The 20,301-nt window shown below is 69.5% G+C and carries 19 protein-coding genes; 10 read left to right on the top strand and 9 right to left on the bottom strand.

Annotated elements, in window-relative coordinates:
- Nucleotides 1-178 precede the first annotated feature (178 nt).
- From ACH4YP_RS34790 to ACH4YP_RS34780, 3 genes are all read left to right on the top strand, one after another.
- Nucleotides 179-775: a TetR/AcrR family transcriptional regulator gene (locus tag ACH4YP_RS34790; protein WP_361056398.1), complete on the top strand. Its 597-nt coding sequence runs from the start codon at nucleotides 179-181 to the stop codon at nucleotides 773-775.
- A gap of 128 nt (nucleotides 776-903) precedes the next feature.
- Nucleotides 904-2,349 (top strand): glyceraldehyde-3-phosphate dehydrogenase, encoded by a 1,446-nt coding sequence (locus ACH4YP_RS34785; protein WP_361056395.1) that lies wholly within the window; start codon nucleotides 904-906, stop codon nucleotides 2,347-2,349.
- A 127-nt stretch (nucleotides 2,350-2,476) separates the two neighbouring features.
- Nucleotides 2,477-2,971 carry a lamin tail domain-containing protein gene (locus ACH4YP_RS34780; protein WP_398494837.1) on the top strand — a complete coding sequence of 165 codons (495 nt, stop codon included), beginning with the start codon at nucleotides 2,477-2,479 and terminating at the stop codon, nucleotides 2,969-2,971.
- A gap of 72 nt (nucleotides 2,972-3,043) precedes the next feature.
- On the opposite strand, the gene ACH4YP_RS34775 is transcribed toward ACH4YP_RS34780, so the two are convergent.
- Both ACH4YP_RS34775 and ACH4YP_RS34770 read right to left on the bottom strand, forming a co-directional pair.
- On the bottom strand, nucleotides 3,044-3,898 hold the full coding sequence (locus ACH4YP_RS34775; RefSeq protein ID WP_398494835.1) for an NAD(P)H-binding protein: 855 nt from the start codon (nucleotides 3,896-3,898) through the stop codon (nucleotides 3,044-3,046).
- 23 nt (nucleotides 3,899-3,921) lie between these two features.
- Nucleotides 3,922-4,350: a nuclear transport factor 2 family protein gene (locus ACH4YP_RS34770; protein ID WP_398494833.1), complete on the bottom strand. Its 429-nt coding sequence runs from the start codon at nucleotides 4,348-4,350 to the stop codon at nucleotides 3,922-3,924.
- Nucleotides 4,351-4,439: 89 nt separating this feature from the next.
- On the opposite strand from ACH4YP_RS34770, the gene ACH4YP_RS34765 reads away from it, so the two are divergent.
- Nucleotides 4,440-5,039 carry a TetR/AcrR family transcriptional regulator gene (locus ACH4YP_RS34765; RefSeq protein ID WP_398494832.1) on the top strand — a complete coding sequence of 200 codons (600 nt, stop codon included), beginning with the start codon at nucleotides 4,440-4,442 and terminating at the stop codon, nucleotides 5,037-5,039.
- 147 nt (nucleotides 5,040-5,186) lie between these two features.
- Here the strand turns inward: ACH4YP_RS34765 and ACH4YP_RS34760 are convergent, their stop codons facing one another.
- Both ACH4YP_RS34760 and ACH4YP_RS34755 read right to left on the bottom strand, forming a co-directional pair.
- On the bottom strand, nucleotides 5,187-7,226 hold the full coding sequence (locus ACH4YP_RS34760) for a DUF1996 domain-containing protein (protein ID WP_398494913.1): 2,040 nt from the start codon (nucleotides 7,224-7,226) through the stop codon (nucleotides 5,187-5,189).
- Between the two features lie 560 nt (nucleotides 7,227-7,786).
- The gene (locus tag ACH4YP_RS34755) at nucleotides 7,787-8,992 is read right to left on the bottom strand and encodes a cytochrome P450 (protein WP_398494830.1); all 1,206 of its coding nucleotides are present in this window, start codon (nucleotides 8,990-8,992) and stop codon (nucleotides 7,787-7,789) included.
- 173 nt (nucleotides 8,993-9,165) lie between these two features.
- Between ACH4YP_RS34755 and ACH4YP_RS34750 the strand changes: the two genes are divergently transcribed.
- Nucleotides 9,166-9,729, top strand: coding sequence for a hypothetical protein (locus ACH4YP_RS34750; protein ID WP_361056377.1), 564 nt, complete (start codon nucleotides 9,166-9,168; stop codon nucleotides 9,727-9,729).
- 38 nt (nucleotides 9,730-9,767) lie between these two features.
- On the opposite strand, the gene ACH4YP_RS34745 is transcribed toward ACH4YP_RS34750, so the two are convergent.
- The gene (locus ACH4YP_RS34745; RefSeq protein ID WP_361066821.1) at nucleotides 9,768-10,010 is read right to left on the bottom strand and encodes a DUF6296 family protein; all 243 of its coding nucleotides are present in this window, start codon (nucleotides 10,008-10,010) and stop codon (nucleotides 9,768-9,770) included.
- Nucleotides 10,011-10,283: 273 nt separating this feature from the next.
- Here ACH4YP_RS34745 and ACH4YP_RS34740 point away from each other — a divergent pair, with 273 nt between their 5' ends.
- The gene (locus ACH4YP_RS34740; RefSeq protein WP_398494827.1) at nucleotides 10,284-13,082 is read left to right on the top strand and encodes a SpoIIE family protein phosphatase; all 2,799 of its coding nucleotides are present in this window, start codon (nucleotides 10,284-10,286) and stop codon (nucleotides 13,080-13,082) included.
- Between the two features lie 3 nt (nucleotides 13,083-13,085).
- Here ACH4YP_RS34740 and ACH4YP_RS34735 read toward each other — a convergent pair whose 3' ends face one another.
- Both ACH4YP_RS34735 and ACH4YP_RS34730 read right to left on the bottom strand, forming a co-directional pair.
- Nucleotides 13,086-14,759 carry an MFS transporter gene (locus tag ACH4YP_RS34735; RefSeq protein WP_398494826.1) on the bottom strand — a complete coding sequence of 558 codons (1,674 nt, stop codon included), beginning with the start codon at nucleotides 14,757-14,759 and terminating at the stop codon, nucleotides 13,086-13,088.
- 126 nt (nucleotides 14,760-14,885) lie between these two features.
- Entirely contained in the window at nucleotides 14,886-15,257 is a 372-nt protein-coding gene (locus ACH4YP_RS34730; protein ID WP_361066830.1) for a helix-turn-helix domain-containing protein, read from the bottom strand.
- A 133-nt stretch (nucleotides 15,258-15,390) separates the two neighbouring features.
- On the opposite strand from ACH4YP_RS34730, the gene ACH4YP_RS34725 reads away from it, so the two are divergent.
- The gene (locus ACH4YP_RS34725) at nucleotides 15,391-16,335 is read left to right on the top strand and encodes an anti-sigma factor antagonist (protein WP_398494824.1); all 945 of its coding nucleotides are present in this window, start codon (nucleotides 15,391-15,393) and stop codon (nucleotides 16,333-16,335) included.
- Nucleotides 16,336-16,392: 57 nt separating this feature from the next.
- On the opposite strand, the gene ACH4YP_RS34720 is transcribed toward ACH4YP_RS34725, so the two are convergent.
- A complete protein-coding gene (locus ACH4YP_RS34720) occupies nucleotides 16,393-16,770 on the bottom strand; it encodes a winged helix-turn-helix transcriptional regulator (RefSeq protein ID WP_398494822.1) in 378 nt (125 codons plus the stop codon).
- A 148-nt stretch (nucleotides 16,771-16,918) separates the two neighbouring features.
- Here ACH4YP_RS34720 and ACH4YP_RS34715 point away from each other — a divergent pair, with 148 nt between their 5' ends.
- From ACH4YP_RS34715 to ACH4YP_RS34705, 3 genes are all read left to right on the top strand, one after another.
- Nucleotides 16,919-17,815 carry an NAD(P)-dependent oxidoreductase gene (locus ACH4YP_RS34715; RefSeq protein ID WP_398494820.1) on the top strand — a complete coding sequence of 299 codons (897 nt, stop codon included), beginning with the start codon at nucleotides 16,919-16,921 and terminating at the stop codon, nucleotides 17,813-17,815.
- 383 nt (nucleotides 17,816-18,198) lie between these two features.
- A complete protein-coding gene (locus tag ACH4YP_RS34710; protein WP_398494819.1) occupies nucleotides 18,199-19,002 on the top strand; it encodes an SDR family NAD(P)-dependent oxidoreductase in 804 nt (267 codons plus the stop codon).
- A gap of 16 nt (nucleotides 19,003-19,018) precedes the next feature.
- Complete coding sequence (locus ACH4YP_RS34705; RefSeq protein ID WP_398494911.1) at nucleotides 19,019-19,768, top strand: SDR family NAD(P)-dependent oxidoreductase; 750 nt, start codon at nucleotides 19,019-19,021, stop codon at nucleotides 19,766-19,768.
- A gap of 99 nt (nucleotides 19,769-19,867) precedes the next feature.
- Here ACH4YP_RS34705 and ACH4YP_RS34700 read toward each other — a convergent pair whose 3' ends face one another.
- Nucleotides 19,868-20,287 carry a hypothetical protein gene (locus ACH4YP_RS34700; RefSeq protein ID WP_398494817.1) on the bottom strand — a complete coding sequence of 140 codons (420 nt, stop codon included), beginning with the start codon at nucleotides 20,285-20,287 and terminating at the stop codon, nucleotides 19,868-19,870.
- Nucleotides 20,288-20,301 lie beyond the last annotated feature (14 nt).

Below are 20,301 nucleotides of genomic sequence, written 5' to 3'. Positions count from 1 at the left end.
GCGGGCAGAAGAATTCAGAGAGGGAATGCCGGTGACACCGGTCACCGGGCACCCGCACCGGCCGTGCCCACCGCTAGAATGGGCGCAACCGGACAGTTGTCCGCTCACAGAAAACGTAACGGACAGTTGTCCGGTTAAGCAAGGTCGGGATTCGGACACGGACCCGCGAGGAGGACGAGTGCAGCCGAAGAAGGACGCACCCCAGCGGTCGGACGCGCAGCGGAATCGTGAACGCATCCTGGAAGTGGCCCTGGTCGAGCTGACGAAGTCCGCGGACACCCCGCTCAGCGTGATCGCCAAGAAGGCGTGCGTCGGGCAGGGCACGTTCTACCGGAACTTCCCCAACCGGGAGACCCTCGTCCTCGAGATCTACCGCCACGAGATGCAGCAGGTCGCCGACAGCGCGGCCCAGCTGCTACAGACGCGGGAACCCGAGCAGGCACTGCGTGAGTGGATGGACCGGCTCGCCCAGTTCGGCATGGCCAAGGCCGGCCTCGCGAACGCGATCCAGCAGGCGACGAGCGGCCCGGGGAACATGGCGAAGCCGGGGCACGCCCCGGTGTCCGACGCGGCCGAACTCCTCCTCCGCGCCAACGAGGAGGCCGGCACCATCCGCCCGGGCGTGACCGCGGACGACTTCACCCTCGCCATCGGCGGCCTCTGGCTGATCGACCCCGCCGGCGACTGGCAGCCCCGCGCCACCCGGCTCCTGGACCTGATCATGGACGGGCTGCGCGTGGGAGCACCCGGGCCGGGCACGCCTCCTGGACGCTGAGCGACGCCGTTCGGCCACGGCGAGCGAGCGCGCCATCCGCTCGGCCGGTGCCGCTGACGATGCCGCTGACATGATCAAAAAGGCGACGGTTTACCATATGAGCGCCGCCTAGCTCGAAAGATAAACCTGTGACTGCCAATGACGACTCGTTCACCAACTGGAAGACCCGCGAGGAGATCGCGGAGTCGATGATCCCGCTCATCGGGAAGCTGCACCGGGAGCGGGACGTCACAGTCCTGCTGCACAGCCGCTCCCTGGTGAACAAGTCGGTGGTCAGCATCCTCAAGACCCACCGATTCGCCCGGCAGATAGCCGGCGAGGAGCTCTCGGTCACCGAGACGCTGCCGTTCCTGGAGACCCTCACCGAGCTCGATCTCGGACCTTCTCAGATCGACCTCGGCATGCTCGCCGCGACGTACAAGGCCGACGACCGCGGTCTGTCCGTGCGCGAGTTCACCGCCGGGGCCGTCGCGGGCGCCACGGGTGCCAACAAGATCGAGCGCCGCGAGCCGCGCGACGTGGTCCTCTACGGCTTCGGCCGTATCGGCCGCCTCGTCGCCCGCCTGCTCATCGAGAAGACCGGCTCGGGGAACGGTCTGCGCCTGCGCGCGGTCGTCGTACGCCGGGGTGGCGAGCAGGACATCGTGAAGCGCGCCTCGCTGCTGCGCCGCGACTCCATCCACGGCCAGTTCCAGGGCACGATCACCGTCGACGAGGCGAACAGCACGATCATCGCCAACGGCAACGAGATCAAGGTGATCTACGCGAGCGACCCGTCGGAGGTCGACTACACGGCGTACGGCATCAGGGACGCCATCCTCATCGACAACACCGGCAAGTGGCGCGACCGCGAGGGCCTGTCGGGGCACCTGCGCCCCGGTATCGACAAGGTCGTCCTGACCGCGCCCGGCAAGGGCGACGTCCCGAACATCGTGCACGGCGTCAACCACGACACGATCAAGCCGGACGAGCAGATCCTGTCCTGCGCCTCCTGCACCACCAACGCCATCGTGCCGCCGCTGAAGGCGATGGCGGACGAGTACGGCGTGGTGCGCGGCCACGTGGAGACCGTCCACTCGTTCACCAACGACCAGAACCTGCTGGACAACTACCACAAGGCCGACCGCCGCGGCCGCTCCGCGCCGCTCAACATGGTCATCACCGAGACGGGTGCCGCCTCCGCCGTCGCCAAGGCGCTGCCGGACCTCAAGGCGCCGATCACGGGCAGCTCGATCCGCGTGCCCGTGCCGGACGTCTCGATCGCGATCCTCAGCCTGCGGCTCGGCCGCGAGACCACCCGCGACGAGGTCCTCGACTACCTCCGCAACGTGTCGCTGACCTCGCCGCTCAAGCGCCAGATCGACTTCACCAGCGCCCCGGACGCGGTCTCGAACGACTTCATCGGCTCGCGCCACGCCTCGATCGTCGACGCCGGCGCCACCAAGGTCGACGGCGACAACGCGATCCTCTACCTCTGGTACGACAACGAGTTCGGCTACTCGTGCCAGGTCATCCGAGTCGTCCAGCACGTCTCCGGGGTGGAGTATCCGACGTACCCGGCCCCGGCGGTCTGATCCCGCGACACGAACGCCCCGCTATCACGTTTTCATGACGGAAAACGCGATAAACCCCAACCCGACACACTTCGTTCACGGCATGGCTAGGCTCCAGTGCCTCATAGCGATCTGGAGGGGGATTCCCATGCGAAAGCACCCTGTCATAGCCGTGTCCTTCACAGCCGGTGCACTGGCGGTTCTCGTTGCCGCCCCGGCCCAGGCGGCCGAGTACACGTCGGCCTTGAAGGTCCGGGGCATCCAGTACGACGCACCCGGCAGCGACTCCAACAGATGCACCACCGGCAACACGTACAAGGAATACCTGACCATCAAGAACTACTCGTCCTCGGCGACCGTCAATCTCAAGGGCTATGTCGTCAAGGACAAGACCGGCAACCGATTCGCGTTCACCGCGAACCACTACCTCCAGCCCGGTGACTACGTGAAGTTGCGCGGCGGCAACGGCAACGACTCCGATGCCAACAACGTCGTATACCGCGACAACTGCAACTTCATGTGGAACAACGACGCCGACACCATCTACCTCTACAAGCCCTCCGGCAGCGGTGCGGACGTGCACAGCTACACGAAGCGGAACAACGACAGGGACGGCAACGGGTACATCGGCTACCACGGCTGACAGCACGCGGTTCGTCGGGCGCCGGGCCGACCCGGCGTCCGGCGAACGGCGTCTGGCGAACGGGGGCGTCCCCTACGAGGAGACTCGATCGTTCAACTCCCGTTCGGCAACCGCGCGGAAGCCGTTCGGTGGGCGGCCGGTGAGGAGTTGGACGGTGCCGGTGGTGCGGTTCTCGGCTCCGCCGGCGATGGCGCGGTCCATGTCGGCCAGCATGGTGGCGAACTCCAGCGGTATGAACGCCGCGAGGCGGTCGCGCAGTTGTTCATGGGCCAGCGGGTGGTGCACCACGGGCCGACCGGTGACCTCGGTGACGATCGCGGCGATGTCGTCGTAACTGAGCGCCTCCGGCCCGGTCAGGACCAGTTCGGCGTTGGGGGCGCGGTCGTCGGTGAGGGCCCGGACGGCGACGGCGGCGATGTCCTCGGCATCGACGAAGCCGACACGGCCGGTGCCGGCCGCGGTCAGGATGGCGCCCTCCGCACGGATGCTGTCGGCGTGGGCGTGCGTGCCGGTGAAGTTCTGCATGAACCACGAGGGCCGCAGTACCGCCCACTCGTCGAACAGGCCGGGCAGGGCCTGATGCACCATTCCCACCGCCGGACCGCCCTCGGATATGGCCGAAGAGCTGAGGAGCACCGCGCGGCGCACCCCGGCGGCGCGGGCCTGCCGCAGGAAGGGCAGCATGACCGAGGCCGGGTCGGAGTCACCCAGAGGCGGGATGAGGTAGACGCGGTCGACTCCGTCGAGGGCGTCGGCGTGGGTCTCGGGGTCACCCCAGTCGAAGCGGACCGGTTCCGCGCCCGGCACCGGGGTCGCGCGACGACTGGCGGCCTTTACGCGATGACCGGCGGCGGTCAACCGCGCGGCGGTACGGCTTCCCGTGGTGCCGCTGGCACCGATGACCAGCGTGATGCCAGTGACGCTCATCGGCCGAGCGGTGCCGGTGATGCTCATCGGGTGCCGCTCGCGACGAAGTCGACGCCGGGTTCCTGAACGGCGAGCGGGTTCCAGTAGTCGCGGTAGGAGGAGATGAGCCCCTCCTGGACGGTCACTACGGCGATGTAGGTCATGTCGAAGGGGCTGTCGGTCTCCACCAGGCGGCCCACACCGCGCATCTCGACGACGATGACGTCCGGTTCGGTGGTCTGGTGAATCCGCACGTCGGGGAAGTCGTGCAGGTCGATGTGGTCGGGATAGTGGCGCATGTAGGAGGCGATGGCCTCCTTGCCCTCCAGCCGCCCGGGCCAGCCCTGGGGCGCGAAGGGAAACTCCAGGATGCCGTTCTCGGCCCACAGGTCGACCCAGGCGGGAATGTCCTTCTCCAGCAGCAACCGCAGGCTGTGGCGGTACAGCTCCGCCGGTGAGGTGTTCGCGGGCATGCGCTTTTCCGTCCAGTACGATACGGACCAGCGGTCCGTTTCGATTGAAGATACGGACCCTGGGTCCGCTTTGCAAATGGAGGAGCAGCATGACCGAGCGCAGGCCACGCAAGGACGCGGCCCGTAACCGGGTTGCCGTACTCGCGGCCGCCGACACGCTCTTCACCGAGTGCGAGAGCCCCGAGGACGTCACCATGGCCGACATCGCGACGGCGGCCGGCGTCGGCAAGGGAACGCTCTTCCGGTCCTTCGGCGACCGCACCGGACTGATCCGGGCGCTGTACGCGACACGACTCGAACCGGTCGGGAGCGCCGTCGAGGAGGGCCCACCCCCACTGGGGCCCGGCACTCCGCCGCTTCAGCGCGTACCCGCCCTGCTCGACGCGCTCCTGTGCTTCAAGCTCGACAACCGCCATCTCGCCCTGGCCCTGGAGGCGACCGGCAGCGACAGCCCCTACCAGGCGGAGCATTACGAGCGATGGCACGGCCTGCTCCGGTCCGCACTGGAGCGGGTTCCCGGTCTCACCAACAGCGACTTCACCGCGCACGCACTGCTCGCCACCGTCCGAGCCGACCTCGTCGAGCACCTGGCCGGCCAGAAGGGCGCGGCCCGGGAGGAACTGCGGAAGCAACTGGCGAGCTTCATCGCCGGAGTGCTCGGCACGGGGCCGGACGAGGCGCCGCGGTAGACGGGCGCGCACACGAGCGAGGAGCCGACCGGGTTTCCCCGGCCGGCTCCTCGCTGCCGTCACTGCGATGCGGCGCCACCTCGTTGCGCCGTTGGTGCGGTGCGCCGTTACCGCGTTGTGGCGCTGCCTCGTTCTGGCGTCACCGCGTCACGTCTGCCTGCTGTTGATGCGGCGGAGCAGTACGAAGCCCGCGAGCAGGAGCAGTGCTCCGGCCGCGGCCGGCCACAACTGCGTCCCGGTGTCGGCGAGTCCGCCCGAGGTCGCCTGCGGTACGAGCGCCGAGGCGCTCGACGGTTCGGGGCCCGGCACGGCGCCGCCGAGGTCGTTGTCGTCGCCCCCCGTCGCCGCGGCCGCCTCGCTCTGGACGGCCGACGGGGACGAATCGACCTTCGGCACCGCTTCGCCGCTGCCCTGGTCCTCGCCGTCGGCGGGGTCGGGGGCCTGCGTGCTGTCGGTGGAGGGCTTCTGCGTGTTCTCGGCACCGTTGTCGGCGGGGTCGTCGTCCTGGTTGTTCCCACCGGACGGGGCGGTGGCCGTGGGCGACGGGGTGTTCTCACCACCGTTCCCGTTCCCGTTGTCGGCCGGGTCGTCGTCCCCGTTGTTCCCGCCGGGCGGGTTCTCGGGCGTCGGCGACGGGGAGTTGTTACCCGGTTCCTCGCCCGCGCCGCCACCCGCACCGTCGGCGGCGTCGCACTTCCGGCCTCCGTTGATGCAGTCCACCATCTCCCCCATCAGGTCCTCGTCGAAGACGTTGATGAAGTCGCCGTGGTCCGTGACCGGCTTGTGCAGCTGCTCGGGGAAGGAGTCGACCGCGAACAGCGGGGTCGTCCGGCCGCCGTCGTTCAGGCTGGGCGCGTCGACGTCGTAGACGATCCGCTGGACGAGCTGCGGGATGGCCTTGAAGCCGTTCCCGCAGGCACCGTTGGCGTCGGCGAAGGCCACGTGGGTGCGGTGGTTGGCGCTGTCGATGTTGTTGCCGTCCCAGCAGCTCTGGAACTTGAAGGTGCGGACCACGTCACTGCCCTGGGGGCACAGCGGGTACTTGTCCTTCAACTGCCGGTCCTCGAACCCGGTGCAGCTCCACGAGGCGTTGGCATTGGCGGTGCCGTTGACGAACGCCTTGGCGTCACCGGTGATGATGCGCAGCAGCTTCGGCATCTCGGTGACCTTGCTCTGCGCGTTGCCCACGAAGGTCATGGTGACCTGCTTGGGCGTGACGATCTCACCCGCGTTGCCCTCGATGCCGCCGCCGGGAGAACCCGCGTCCTGCTCCTGGGCGCCGTTCTGCAGACGGATCACGGGCCAGAAGTACGAGGACTTGTCGCCCTTGTTCTCGCAGGACGTGTCGCCGTTGGCCAGGTCCTGGTCGCTCGCGAAGGCGTTGTTGTCCTGGTTGCCGACGTAGTCGTGGAAGTGGTGGGCGCCGTTGGTGACACCGGGGGCCACGATCACGTTGTCGGAGTTGAACAGGCCGTTCGCGTTCACACCGCAGGCGGTGCTGAACGTGCCGCGGGAGGCGTTGCCCTGCTTGCGCGCGCTCTGCACGTTGGGCTGGACCGTCTTGATGTCCACGAAGTCGGCGGCCACAGGACCATTGCCGGCCTGGCCGCCGTTGCCGCCCTGCTGATCGCCCTGCTCGTCGCCCTGGCCCTGACCGTTGTCCTGGTTCTGGCCGTTGTCCTGGCCTTCGCCCTGGTTCTGACCGTCCTGACCCTGACCGTCCTGGTTCTCGCCGCCCTGCTGCTGGCCTTCGCCGCCCTGGTCGCCGTTCTGGCCGTCGCCGCCCTGGTTGCCCGAGGCGCGAAGTATGCAGGCCGCGAAGGGCTCAAGACCCTGCGGACGGTCTCCCACCCGGTCGACGGCTATCGCGATCCGCTCGATGGTCGCGGCTCGCTTCTCCTTCAGGGGATTCATGATCGAGTTCTCGGCGAAGGCGCCGTCCTGCTGGATGGCTTGCCCCGACTGCTGCAACCGCTGGTAGGCCTCGGCGATCTGCTTGTCCAGGAGGGCGAGTTCCGTGTCGACCTCCGCCTTCGCCTGGTCCGGCACCGCCGTCAGTCGGCTGCCCACGTCCGGGCAGTCGATCGTGGCGGCTCCCGAGGCCAGCACCTGACCGTCCTGGCCCTGACCACTCTCGGAGGCCGTCGCGTAGACGTTCGCCGCTACCAGCCCGCCTCCCCCCAGCATCAGCGCGACCGCCCCAATGGTCGCGCGTCGTGCGCCTGTTGGGCGTCTGCGCGTGTTGCGTCCCAAGGATCCACTCCTACGCTTCTGTTGCCGGAGCCGGCATGGAAATCCCCCGCCCTATACGGAGGGGAGGCCCCGAGTGTTCAAACATCCCGCGGATTCATAGCAACCTCTCATGAACCAGCCGACCCGGGGGCGCCATACGGCTTCTTGCTCCTCGTCCGCGTACGCCCCGTCGTCCGGCAGGTGTACACGGCCGGGCAATGTGACAGAGAGATACGGGCGCCTCCGAAGTGACGAGGACCTTACCCCAGAGCGGGAGCGGCGAGCGCGCGCCGCATCCGTGCCGCCTTCATCGCCACAGAGCGGGCGCCGGACCGGAAACGCCTTGCGGCGCCCGGCAGACAGGCCTGCCGGGCGCCGCGAAGTCATGTTGTCGATGAGGACCGCCACCGCGTAGGTACTGGTGGCGGCCGAGATCCCGGCGAGAGCGGTCCGGTTACTACTGGTAACCGGCGAGGGGTGACTCGCCGTCGGTCACCGGCGCGGTATGCCGACGGTCACCAGCGCACGGGAAGTTCACGGGCGCCCCTGACCAACAGTCCCCGCATCCACGGCAGCTCGGTCTCGTCGGCGTCCAGTGTCAGGTCCGGGCAGCGTTCCAGGAGCGTACGGATCGCGACGCGGCCCTCCAACCGGGCCAGCGGGGCGCCCAGGCAGTAGTGCAGGCCGTGGCCGAAGGCAACGTGGCCGCGGGAGTCCCGGCGGATGTCGAACCGGTCGGCCTGCTGGAAGCGCTCCGGATCACGGTCGGCGCCGCCCACGGCGATCAGGACGGTGGAGCCGGCGGGGATGGTCACCCCGCCCATCTCCACGTCCTCCAGCGCCAGTCGGTCCGTGCTGTTCTCCACCGGGCCGTCATAGCGCAGCATTTCCTCGATCGCTCCGTCGAGCAGGCCGAAGTCGGCGCGCAGGTCGGCCAGTTGGCCGGGATGCGCGAACAGGGCCCGCATGCCGTTGCCGATCAGGTTGACCGTGGTCTCGTGGCCGGCGATGAGCAACAGCACGCACATGCCGATGAGTTCGTCGGGCGAGAGCCGGTCGCCGCCCTCGTCCACGGTGTGGATCATCGCGCTCAGCAGGTCCTGGCCGGGCACTTTCCGCTTGGCCGCGACGAGTTCGGCGAGGTACGCCGGCATCTCCTGGTAGGCGCGTCCCTCCGCCTCCGGACTCGTACGGGCGACCATCTCGTTGGACCAGCCGCGGAAGGCGTCCCGGTCGAGCGCGGGCACGCCGAGCAGTTCGCAGATGACGGTCATGGGCAGGGGAAAGGCGAAGGATGCCACCAGATCCGCCTGCCGCCCCTCCCCCGCGAGCATCGCGTCCAGCAGTTCGTCGGTGATCTGCTGGACCCGGGGGGCCAGGGCGTTGATACGTCGGGGGGTGAACTCCCTTGCCACCAGCCGTCGTAGCCGGGTGTGGTCCGGTGGGTCCGACATCAGCATGTGGGCGAGCGCCGGCTGGTCCTGCCGGGTGTTGATGATCTGGCCGATGTTCCCGGACTTGCGCCAGTCCCGGCTGAGCCGGGGGTCGGTGAAGGCGGTGCGGCACGCGTCGTAGCCGACGACGAGCCACAACTCCTCGCCGTCGGTGTCGAGCACCCGGTGTACGGGCCCGGCCGCACGGAGTTCGGCGTAGACGGGATACGGATCGCGGGTGAAGTCCCCTCCGAGTTGCCGCAGATCGACAACGGGCCCTGCTGACATGCCGTTTCCCCCTGATGACCGGTTGAAAGGCACGCTAATCGGGACCCGGCACAGGACCAACGGTTCTTTCGGCCAGGCGCGTCGTGCCATGTGACGTACTCCGCCGCCCGTGCCGTACATGACATGCTGGGCCGCTGCCCGACCACCCGCCCCGAACCCGTGAAGCCGAGTACATGAGAATCGCCCGCGTCCTGACCGACGTCCTTCAGCCCCGCAATGTCCTGGTCGCCGGAATGACCGGGATCGGGGCGGCCGCAGCGGGTGACTGGACCGGCGTTCCGTGGGGCCTGCTAGGCGCCCTGTGCGCGGGGATCGTGCCTGCCGCGTACATCCAGTGGGAGCGCGGGCGCGGCACCTGGGGCGACCGGCATGTGGTGGACCGGACGCAGCGGGCACCGATCTTCTTCGTGATCCTCGGCTCCCTCGGGCTCGGGACCCTGGTCATGCTCCTCGGCGGCGCACCCACGGGGATCCTGGTCGCGATGCTCGGACTGTGGGCCACGACGGTCGTGCTGCTCGCCGTGAACACGGCGTGGAAGATCAGCGTGGACTCCGCCGTCGCGTCCGGGGTCGTGGCGATGCTGGCCGCCACGCACACCGTGTGGTGGCTCGCCGCGTACGTCCTCGTGGCCGGAGTGTGCTGGTCAAGGGTCGCGCTCGGCTACCACTCCACCGCACAGACAGTGGCGGGTGCCTCCGTCGGCGCGAGCAGCGCCGCCGCGCTGCTCCTCGTCTAGCAGTCGGCCAAGGCCCACCTGGGGTTCCCCGCACTCTCCTAGGACTGCCGGAGCGGTTCGGCGGACGGTGGCAGGGGTGACTGGTAGCCGCCGCTGGCCAGCATCCGCACCTCGCCGGCCGGGCTGATCTCGGCACGGAGAATGCCGGTGGGATCGCAGTAGACCGGGTTTCCGCCCGGTCCCAGGGTGTCGGTCCGTTCGACGACCACCTTGTCCGTGGTCGCGCCGACACCCGATCCCCCATGGGTGAAGGTCAGCCGGTACCGGTCCGGGGTGTGCATGACGACCTCCCGCACTTGAGGAACAAATGTGCGTAAACGAACCCCTCTCCATGATGCGGCGAGATCGCGCCGACGGCAGCGCCGAACGGCCCGGAACCGTCGTCACCGGGCCGCGGCCACCACGTACCACCCCATGTGCCCGAGCCGTGCCGCCCCACGGACCTGAGGCCCACCTCCCGCCATTGGTCTGGGCCACCCTGGCCCGGGGGCCGGGGCCCCTCCCGGGGTACGACCCTCTCGCCTCATGGCGTCCGGCAGTGTAGACATGGGCTTATGGTCCGACTCTTGGGTCGATCCTGGGCTCGGTCGACCCCCCGCCTCAATGGCCTGCGTGCGCGGCGCAGGCGTGACCGCCCTCGCCGGGCGCACGCACGGCGAGCTCGGCAGACGCCGCGCCATCCAGTCGATCCCCGGGTGGCCCACGACGGCGGGCACGGGCCCTCGGCGCGGCCGCGGTCCGGGCTGGGCGGGCGCAGCCTCGCGGGCCAGGTGTTCGTCCTGCAAGTGGCGATCGTGCTGCTGCTGGTCGTGGCGGCGGTGGTGGCCCTGGTGCTGCAGGTGCGGCACGACAGCACCCAGGAGGCCACGAACCGTTCCCTGGCCGTCGCCGAGACGTTCGCCAACGCTCCCGGCACCCGCGACGCCCTGAGTTCCCCCGATCCCACCGCGATCCTCCAGCCGCGGGCCGAGGCGGCCCGTGAGCAGTCCAAGGTGGACTTCATCGTGGTGATGAACACCGACGGGGTCCGCTACACCCACCCCAAGCCCGACCGGATCGGCAAGAAGTTCGTCGGGACCCTCGAACCGGCACTGGAGGGCCGCTCCTTCACCGAGGAGATCACGGGGACCATCGGGCCGCTGGTGCAGGCCGTGGTTCCCGTCAAGTCGGACGACGGCAAGGTCGTGGGCCTGGTGTCGGCGGGCATCACGACCGAGAACGTCGGTGGTGTCGCGGACCGGCAGCTCCCGCTCCTGCTGACGGCCGCGGCCGTCGCACTCGCCCTGGCCCTGGGCGGGACGGCCCTGGTGAGCAGACGGCTGTTGCGCCAGACACACGGGCTGGGCCCGTTCGAGATGACCCGGATGTACGAGCACCACGACGCGGTGCTGCACGCGGTCCGGGAAGGCGTGATGATCGCCAGCGGCGAGGGGCGGCTGCTGCTCGCCAACGACGAGGCGCACCGGCTGCTGGATCTTCCCAGGGACGCCGAGGGGCGGCATGTGCTCGAACTCGGCCTCGACGCGGACACGGCCGGCCTGCTGGCCTCGGGGCGCGTCGCGACGGACGAGGTGCACCTGGTCGGCGACCGGCTGCTGGCGATCAACCAGCGGCCCACGGACCTCAAGGGCGGCCCGGCCGGCAGCGTCGCGACACTCCGTGACTCTACCGAGCTGCGCGCCCTGTCCGGAAAGGCCGAAGTGGCACGGGAGCATCTCAAGCTCCTGTACGACGCCGGGGTGGGCATCGGTACGGGCCTGGACGTGACCCGTACCGCCGAGGAACTGGCGGAGGTGGCGGTGCCGCGGTTCGCGGACTACGTCACCGTGGACCTGGCCGACGCCGTACTGAGCGGCGAGGAGCCGGAGGCGGGCACCGATCTGCGCCGCACGGCGTTCAGCGGCATCCGCAAGGACGCTCCTCTCTATCCGGTGGGCGAGCGGATCAGGTTCGTCGCGTCCACGCCTCAGGCCCGCAGCATCGGCACCGGCCGGGCCGTGGTCGAGCCCAGCCTCCGGGAGGCTCCGGGGTGGCTCGCGCAGGATCTGGAGCGCACCGCGCAGGTCGTGGAGTACGGGATCCACTCGCTGATCATCGTTCCGGTGCGGGTGGGGCACCTGGTGATGGGCGTGGTCAACTTCTGGCGCTCGGAGAAGCCCGAGCCGTTCGACGCGGAGGAGCTGGCCCTCGCCGAGGAGCTGGTCGCCCGTGCCGCGGTCTCCATCGACAACGCGCGCCGCTACACGCGCGAGCACACGATGGCCGTGACGCTGCAGCGCAGTCTGCTGCCCCGCAATCTGCCCGAACAGAGCGCCCTGGACATCGCCTACCGCTATCTGCCCGCGCAGGCGGGGGTGGGTGGCGACTGGTTCGACGTACTGCCGCTGTCCGGCGCCCGGGTCGCGCTCGTGGTGGGCGATGTCGTCGGCCACGGCCTGCACGCCGCGGCGACGATGGGGCGGCTGCGGACCGCCGTACACAACTTCTCCGCGCTCGACCTGCCGCCCGACGAGCTGCTCGGGCTCCTCGACGAGCTGGTCGGCCGCATCGACCAGGACGAGGCCGCGGAGGACAGCGGCGCCGCGATCACCGGCGCCACCTGCCTGTACGCCGTCTACGACCCGACCTCCCGGAAGTGCACCGTCGCCCGGGCGGGTCACCCGCCGCCGGCCGTCGTCAGCCCCGACGGCAGCGTGGAGTTCCCCGACGTGCCCGCGGGTCCGCCGCTCGGTCTGGGAGGCCTCCCGTTCGAGACGGCCGAACTCACGCTGGAGGAGGGCAGCCGCCTTGTTCTCTACACGGACGGGCTCGTCGAGGACCGGGAGCGGGACATCGACGTGGGCCTCGAACTGCTGCGTACCGCGCTGGCCGGCGCCGGCCGGTCGCCCGAGGACACCTGCCAGGGCGTCCTCAACGCCCTCCTCCCCGACCGACCCGGTGACGACATCGCCCTGATCGTCGCCGGTACCCGTGCCCTCGGAGCCGACCGCATCGCCGAGTGGCGGGTGCCGTCCGACCCGGCCGCCGTCGGCGAGGTTCGCGCGTCGGTCACCCGGCAGCTGACGGAGTGGGGGCTGGACGACCTGTCGTTCGCCACCGAGCTGATGCTCAGCGAGCTGGTCACCAACGCGATCCGGTACGGCACCGGCCCCATCCGGGTCCGTATGCTGCGCGACCGCAGCCTGATCTGCGAGGTCTTCGACGGCAGCAACACCTCACCGCACCTGAGGTACGCGGCCAGCACGGACGAGGGCGGACGTGGCCTGTTCCTCGTGGCCCAGCTCGCCGAACGCTGGGGCACGCGCTACACCCCCGCCGGGAAGGTCATCTGGACGGAACAGCCGCTGCCTTGAGGCTCAGCCGTGCGAGGGAGGGTCCTCGTGGGGTCCCTGGCGAGACCCTGGCGGGTCCGAAGCCGGCCGGCTCGCGTCGGCCGGGCTCTCCGGTACGTCCTTGGCCTCCGCCTCCGGAACATCGCCGGCCGCCACGGGCGCCATGGCACCGTTTCCCTGGAGGCGCTCCAGGTCGTCGGGGCGTACCTGAATGACGATCAGTGCGACCAGAGCGCCCACGACGGCGATGATCGCCGCGACGACGAACGCGGCCGAAATGCCCGAGGTCAGCACCTGGTCGCTCCAGGGCGACGGCAGTTCCCCGGTTCTGCGGAACTCGAGGCGCTGGGCCGGGGTCGCCTCCGCCATGAAGTCGCTGACCTGATCGGTGGCCTCGTTGCGGCTGGCCGTACCGAAGACGGTCACCAAGACCGACAGACCGAGCGAACCACCCACCTGCTGGGTGGCGTTGAGGATCCCGGAGGCCGCTCCCGCGTCCTTCGACTCCACTCCCGAGACCGCCATCAGCGTCAGCGACACGAAGTTGAGACCCATACCGAAGCCGAAGACCAGCATGGGGCCGAGAATGCTGCCCGCGTACGTGCTGTCGACCCCGGTCAGGGTCAGCCAGCCCAGTCCGATCGCGGACAGGACCGCGCCCACCGTCATAAAGGGCTTGGGCCCCCACTTGGGCAGCAGTTGTGAGGCGAATCCCGCGCCGATGGCGATGATCGCGCTCACCGGCAGGAAGGCGAGACCGGCTTCGAGCGGGCTGAAGCCCAGGATGTTCTGCACGAAGAGCGTCAGGAAGAAGAACATCCCGAACATCGCCGCGGCCAGGCTCAGCATGATCGCGTAGACGCCCGCCCGGTTGCGGTCGCGGAACATCCACAGCGGTGTGATGGGCTGTTTCGACCGGCGCTCGATGGCGATGAACGCGGCGAGGAGCACGACGGCCGCCGCGAAGGCCGCGAGGGTGAGGCTGTCGCTCCAGCCGTCCTCCGAGGCGCGGATGAATCCGTAGACGAGCATCACCATGCCGACGGTGGAGGTGAGCGCGCCGAGGATGTCGAAGTGGCCCGGATGGCGCTCGGACTCCCGGATGTAGCGGGGTGTCGCCAGCACGATCAGCAGGCCGATGGGCACGTTGACGAAGAGGACCCAGCGCCAGTCGAGCCACTCCACGAGCAGTCCGCCGGCCAGCAGGCCGATCGCGCTGCCGCCGGCCGAGACCGCGGCGAACACGCCGAACGCCCTGTTCCGCTCGGGCCCTTCCTCGAACGTCGTGGTGATCAGCGAGAGAGCCGTCGGGGACGCGATGGCACCGCCGACACCCTGCAGCGAGCGCGCCGCGAGCAACTGCCAGGATTCCTGCGAGAGTCCGCCGAGCAGCGAGGCGAGCACGAAGAGCAGGACGCCGAACATGAAGACCCGGCGACGGCCGAGGATGTCGCCCAACCGCCCGCCGAGCAGGAGCAGACCGCCGAAGGTCAGCGTGTAGGCGTTGATCACCCAGGACAGGTTCTCGGTCGAGAAGCCGAGCGAGCTCTGGATGTGCGGAAGGGCGATGTTCACGATGGTGATGTCGAGGACCACCATCAACTGGCAGGAGGCGATGACGAGAAGTGCGATCCCCCTGCCTCGGCCCCGCTCCGGGGACTTGGCAGTTTCCGAGGGTGTCGCGTGACCGTCCGTCATGGGATTGTCCTGCGGGTACGCCGTACGACGTCGTGAAGGCCCACGTTCGCTGTACCGACGGTAGTCCTGAGTGCCGGGCCTCACCAGTCGATCTTGCCGCGGTCGGAGTGGCCCTGGCGCCACTCGTCACTCGTCGGCGGTGGAACCCTGTTCGGCGACGGACGCCGTCTGCAGTCGCTGGGCTCTGGTGTCGCGCTCGGCGTCGTGCAGCGCCAGCACGGACAGCAGACCCGCGACCGACAGCCCGGCGTCGGCCGGGTGGCGCAGGCCGGTCCCCGGCTCGATGTGGTACTCGTTCGTACGCCCCTGCCGGGTGTGGGTGAGGTATCCACCCTGCTCCAGATCGGCGATGATCTTCTGCACGGCGCGTTCCGTGAGTCGGCAGCGCGCGGCGATGTCCCGGATACGGGTGTTCTGGTCATCCGCGATGGCAGCCAGTACGCGGGCGTGGTTGGTGAGGAACGTCCAGCCGGAATGTGTCTCAGGTACTCCACCCATGCGCCACAGCATAGGACCTGTCATTCACGCATTCAAAAGGGCGAAAGAATTTTCATGTATCGCTTGACGTGTGAGCCTCGGAAGCTGAGCCTGGTGGCGTTAGAGACGGCCGGATGCCTCAGGAGCGGCTGCCATGCGAGACACCGCACTTTCCTCGCAGTTCGAGAGTGGGTACGAGCCCGTCCGCGCGGCATCAGTCATCGCGGCGGAGGGGCCCCCGTCGGCGTCCCTGAAGATCGAGGCACACCAAGTCGGCGCGCGTACAGCCGTCGTGATCGCCGGGGAGATCGACCTCGACGGTGAGCAGCTGCTGAAACAGGAGCTGCGTCGAGCCCTCGCCCAGTCGGTCACGGGCGTGGATCTCGATCTGAGCGGAGTCGAGTTCTGCGACTGTTCCGGCCTCAACGTCCTGCTGCGCCTGCGTCGGCGTGCGCTGAAGGACGCCAAGACCGTCGTCGTCCAGGCCGCCGGCCCGGTGGTCGAGCGACTGCTCGCCGTCACCGAGACGTCGCCGCTGTTCGAGCCCGCCTTCGCACCTCCGTACACGCCCGCGGGTGAGGTCGCCAGGGCCGTGGCCCCTCCTGGCATGGACGCGCGCCCCGACACGAAACAACGCCCCACGGAGGAGGACGCGTTGCCCGACGATGCCGAGCGGGACCTGCGCGCGGAAGTCGTCCAGCTCAAGCGCGCCATGCGGACCCGGCCGGTCATCGACCTGGCCCGCGGAGTCCTGATGGCCTCCTTCGGCCTGAGCCCGGAGAACGCCTGGAACGTCCTGGTGACGGTCTCCCAGAACACCAACACCAAGCTGCACCACCTGGCCCAGGACATGGTGGGCGCCGTCCAGGGCGAGCCCCTCCCCGAACCACTGCGACAACAACTGGCAGCAGCGGTCGCCGAACTCACCACTCCCCCGCTCACCGACACGACCGACGTCGGCTACACCGCCCCCGACCACCCCGAGGACGCGGACAAGGACGAGGACAAAGGCGGGGCGGGAACCCCGGACCGGCGCACATCAGAGGGCGGGCGCGGTTCGGGCACGGGTGCGCGCGTCCGAAATCCGCATACTGCTTGAAGCCGACACGGCAGGACAGGCACGCGTAGTGCGGCTTGTACCCGGCAGTACAGGTACCTAGCTCCGAGGGGTCCCCGTGACGTCGACGGGGACCTTCTCGGCGCCGATCCGCCGGATGCGTTCGGTGCCCCACGCTCCGAGGGAGGCTAGGGCGGCGTTGAGCGAGACGCCGTGCTCCGTCAGGGAGTACTCGACCTTCGGCGGCACCTCTCGGTACACCTCACGATGGACGAGCCCGTCCTCCTCCATCTCCCGCAGATGCTGAATCAGCATCTTCTCGCTGACGCCCGGCAGTCCGCGGCGCAGCTCGGCGAACCGGCGGACCCCGTAGTGGTTCAACTCCCAGAGGATCAGCGACTTCCACTTTCCGGCGACCACGTCCATGGCCGCGTCGATGCCGCAGAAATAGGGACCACGTCGTGCCGTAGTCGCCATCCGTCCCCCAATGCCCAAGAACCAAGACCAAGACCCCAAGAGGTACTTACCACCAGGTGAGTACCCGACTAATTAGTCAGTACTGGTCAACCCTACCGGCCGCGGAGAGGATCGAACCGAACCGCAAACACGAGGGGAAACGCCGGAAATGACGACAGACAACCCGGAAACCACGACCGCAGGCAGTGTCCAGGTGAGTGTTCTCGGGCTGGGTGCGATGGGGACCGCTCTCGCGGGCGCCCTGGTGAAGGCCGGACACGCGACCACCTGCTGGAACCGCTCGCCGGGGAAGGCGGACGAACTCGCCGCGCAGGGTGCGGAGGTGGCCGCCACGGCCCGGGACGCGGTCCTGGCGGGCCGACTGGTGGTCGTGTGTCTGCTGGACCACGCCTCGGTCCATGAGGTGCTCGATCCGCTCTCCGACGAACTGGCCGGACGAACCCTGGTCAACGTGACCACGACATCTCCGGCGCAGGCACGGGAGTTGGCGGAGTGGGCCGCCCAGGCAGGGGTCGCGTATCTGGACGGCGGAATCATGGCCGTGCCGGGCATGATCGGCCGGCCCGGGTCATCGATCCTCTACAGCGGATCGACCGAGGTCTTCGACGAGTACAAGCCGTTGCTCGAACTGTGGGGTACCAGTACCTACTTCGGTGAGGACGCCGGGCTGGCGTCCCTGTACGACCTCGCCCTGCTCGCGGGCATGTACGTCATGTTCGCCGGATTCGCGCACGGCGCCGCCATGGTCGCGCCGGCCGGTGTGACAGCGCGCGAGTTCGCCGCCCTGGCCACGCCGTGGCTGGCCGCCATGACCGGTGCCTTCGAAGGGTTCGCCGCTGTCGTCGACGGCGGGGACTACACCGTCGCCGGACAGCAGAGCCTTGAGTTCTCCAGCCTCGACCATCTCCTGGCCGCCAGTTCCGACCAGGGCATCAGCACCGAGGTCGTCGGCATGGTCCAGCGGCTCATCCGACGCCAGATCGACGCAGGCCACGGAGAGGAGAGCTTCGCCCGCATCATCGAGAGCATCAGGCAACCGGGCTGAGCCGAGCGCACGCGGTGCCAGGTGCCTGGCACGGGACTTCACCGGCCTGACCTCCTGCCGCTGAGGTCCCGCCGCCCGGAGTGCGGCATGGAGTTTCCGCCGTCCACGGCCTCCTGGCGCAGCACTTCGCCGGTGTTGCCGGAAACCTATGCACGGGGCGCTCGGCGCGAACTGGTCCGCGCGGCCACGGAGGGGACCTCAGCGGCCATACGTACGCCTCCCTGGGCCCGCCCTGCCACCGGGCGGCGCCGGGCCCCCGGCCGAAGGCGTGTTCCGAGCTGTTCCGAGCCTTGTCGCCCTCGCGTCCTGGACCTAGACTCGACATCGAACTGAAGTTGGTTCAGTTTCCTGGACCCGACGGCTCACGGACGGGAGCGAACGGAATGATGGGTTCTCTCGACGGCAGGACCGCCCTCGTCACCGGGGCGGGCCAGGGCATCGGACGGGCGATCGCCGTGGAGTTCGCCCGCCAAGGGGCGTCGGCGGTCGTCGTCGCCGACCGGAACGCCGAAACCGCCGCCGAGACGGCCGAGCTGGTGCGCGCCGCGGGCGCGAAGGCCGAGTCGATCGTCTGCGATCTGCGGGTGCGCGACGACATCGAGGCCATGGTGACGCGTGCGGCGGAGCGGTTCGACGGGCTCGACGTGCTGGTGAACAACGCCGGGGTGATCGAGACCACGTTCACGGCCGCCCCCGGCCGGAGCGTCGACACACTCGCCGAGGAGGTGTGGGACGCGGTCTACGAGGTCAACCTCAAGGCCGTGTGGCTCACCACCAAGTACGCGGCGCCCTTCCTGCGCGCCTCCCGGCGCGGCCCGGCCATCGTGAACACCGCCTCCGTCTCCGGTCTGGTCGGCTTCCCGAACGCCCCCGCCTACGGCGTCACGAAAGCGGGGGTCATCCATCTGACCAAGGTCACCGCCGTCGATCTCGCCCCCGTGCGCTGCAACTGCTTCTGCCCCGGGGTCATCGACACACCGCTCGCGCAGGACTTCTTCGCGGCGGCCGAGGACCGTGACGCGATGGAACGGGAGCTGACCGCACCGCAGTTGGTGGACCGGCTCGGACGGCCGGAGGAGGTGGCCCGCCTCGCCTGCTTCCTCGCGTCCGACGACGCGGCGTTCATCACGGGCTCCTCGTATGTGATCGACGGCGGCGCGCTGGCCTGGCGCGGCGTCAAGGACTGAGCACGTGGGAGACACGATGGAACCGAGACTGGCCGGGAAGGTGGCGCTGGTGACCGGCGCGACCGGAGGAATCGGCGACGCGGTCGTACGTCGACTGGCGACCGAGGGCGCGGCGGTGGTGGTGACCGATGTCGACGCGGACCTCTGCGCGAAACTCGCCGAGGAGGTCGGGGGCGGTGCCGTGGGCCTGGCCCTGGACGTCACCGACGAGTCGGCCTGGGAGGCGGCCGTCACCCGCGCGACCGCCGAGCTGGGCAGTCTGTCCGTGCTCGTCAACAACGCCGGCATCGCCGCGATGGCCACCGTCGAGACGGAGACCCAGGAGACCTGGGACCGGGTCATCGGCGTGACGCAGACCGGTGTCTGGCTCGGCATGAAGCACGGCGGCCCGGCCATCGAGCGCTCGGGCGGCGGCTCGATCGTCAACGTCGCGTCGATCTTCGGCACGGTCGGCGGCTTCGGCGCCCAGTTCTCGTATCACGCGGCCAAAGGGGCCGTACGCCTCATGACGAAGAACGCCGCGCTGCACTGGGCGAAGCGCGGCGTACGGGTCAACTCCCTGCATCCCGGCTTCATCGAGACACCCCGCTCCCGCGAACTGTGGCGCGACACCCCCCGGTTGACCGCCATGCTCGAAGGCACCCCGCTCGGCCGCCTCGGCACACCCGAGGAGGTCGCGGCGACGGTCGCTTTCCTCGCCTCCGACGACGCGAGCTTCATGACCGGCTCGGAGTTGTACGTCGACGGGGGCTGGACGGCGAGATGAGTGGGACGGGGACCTGACCGGCGGCCCCGCCATACGGAGTACCGGCCGTGCGCCCCGCCCCGCCGCAGTAGACGCGGTGAGTCGGTCGCACGGCCCGGCTCAGCACTGCGGGATCTGGGACTTCCAGATGCCCGGGCCACCCGCGTCCAGGTACCAGTCGTTGACGTAGCCGCTGGAGCTTCCTGTGGAGACCTTCATCCAGTAGCGGTAGCCGTGGCCGTCCGCGTCCGGGTCGCCGGTGGTCCAGCAGTTGGCCTCCAGCCACTGCCCGTTGCCCCAGCGGGCCACCGGCGTCGAGCCGTAGTCGGGTGCGGTGCGCATCACCAGGGCCGAGCCCGGGTCGATGCCGGTCACCTGGGCGCAGCGGGCCGGGTCACCGGCGCCTGCGCCGGGGCACGGACGCGGCGCCGCCTGGGCGGGCGTGGCCGCGAGCGGCCCGGCCCCGGCGAGCAGGACGGTGGCCGACCCCGCGACGGCCGCCGAGCCTGTTCGGGACCTCAACAGCCGTGACGTCAGCATCGGTTCCTCCGTTC

It is taken from the genome of Streptomyces sp. NPDC020747 (assembly GCF_044334695.1).
GTDB lineage: Bacteria > Actinomycetota > Actinomycetes > Streptomycetales > Streptomycetaceae > Streptomyces.
The sequence above is the reverse complement of the archived record's forward strand: the minus strand, read 5'-3'. Positions and strand labels throughout refer to the sequence as shown.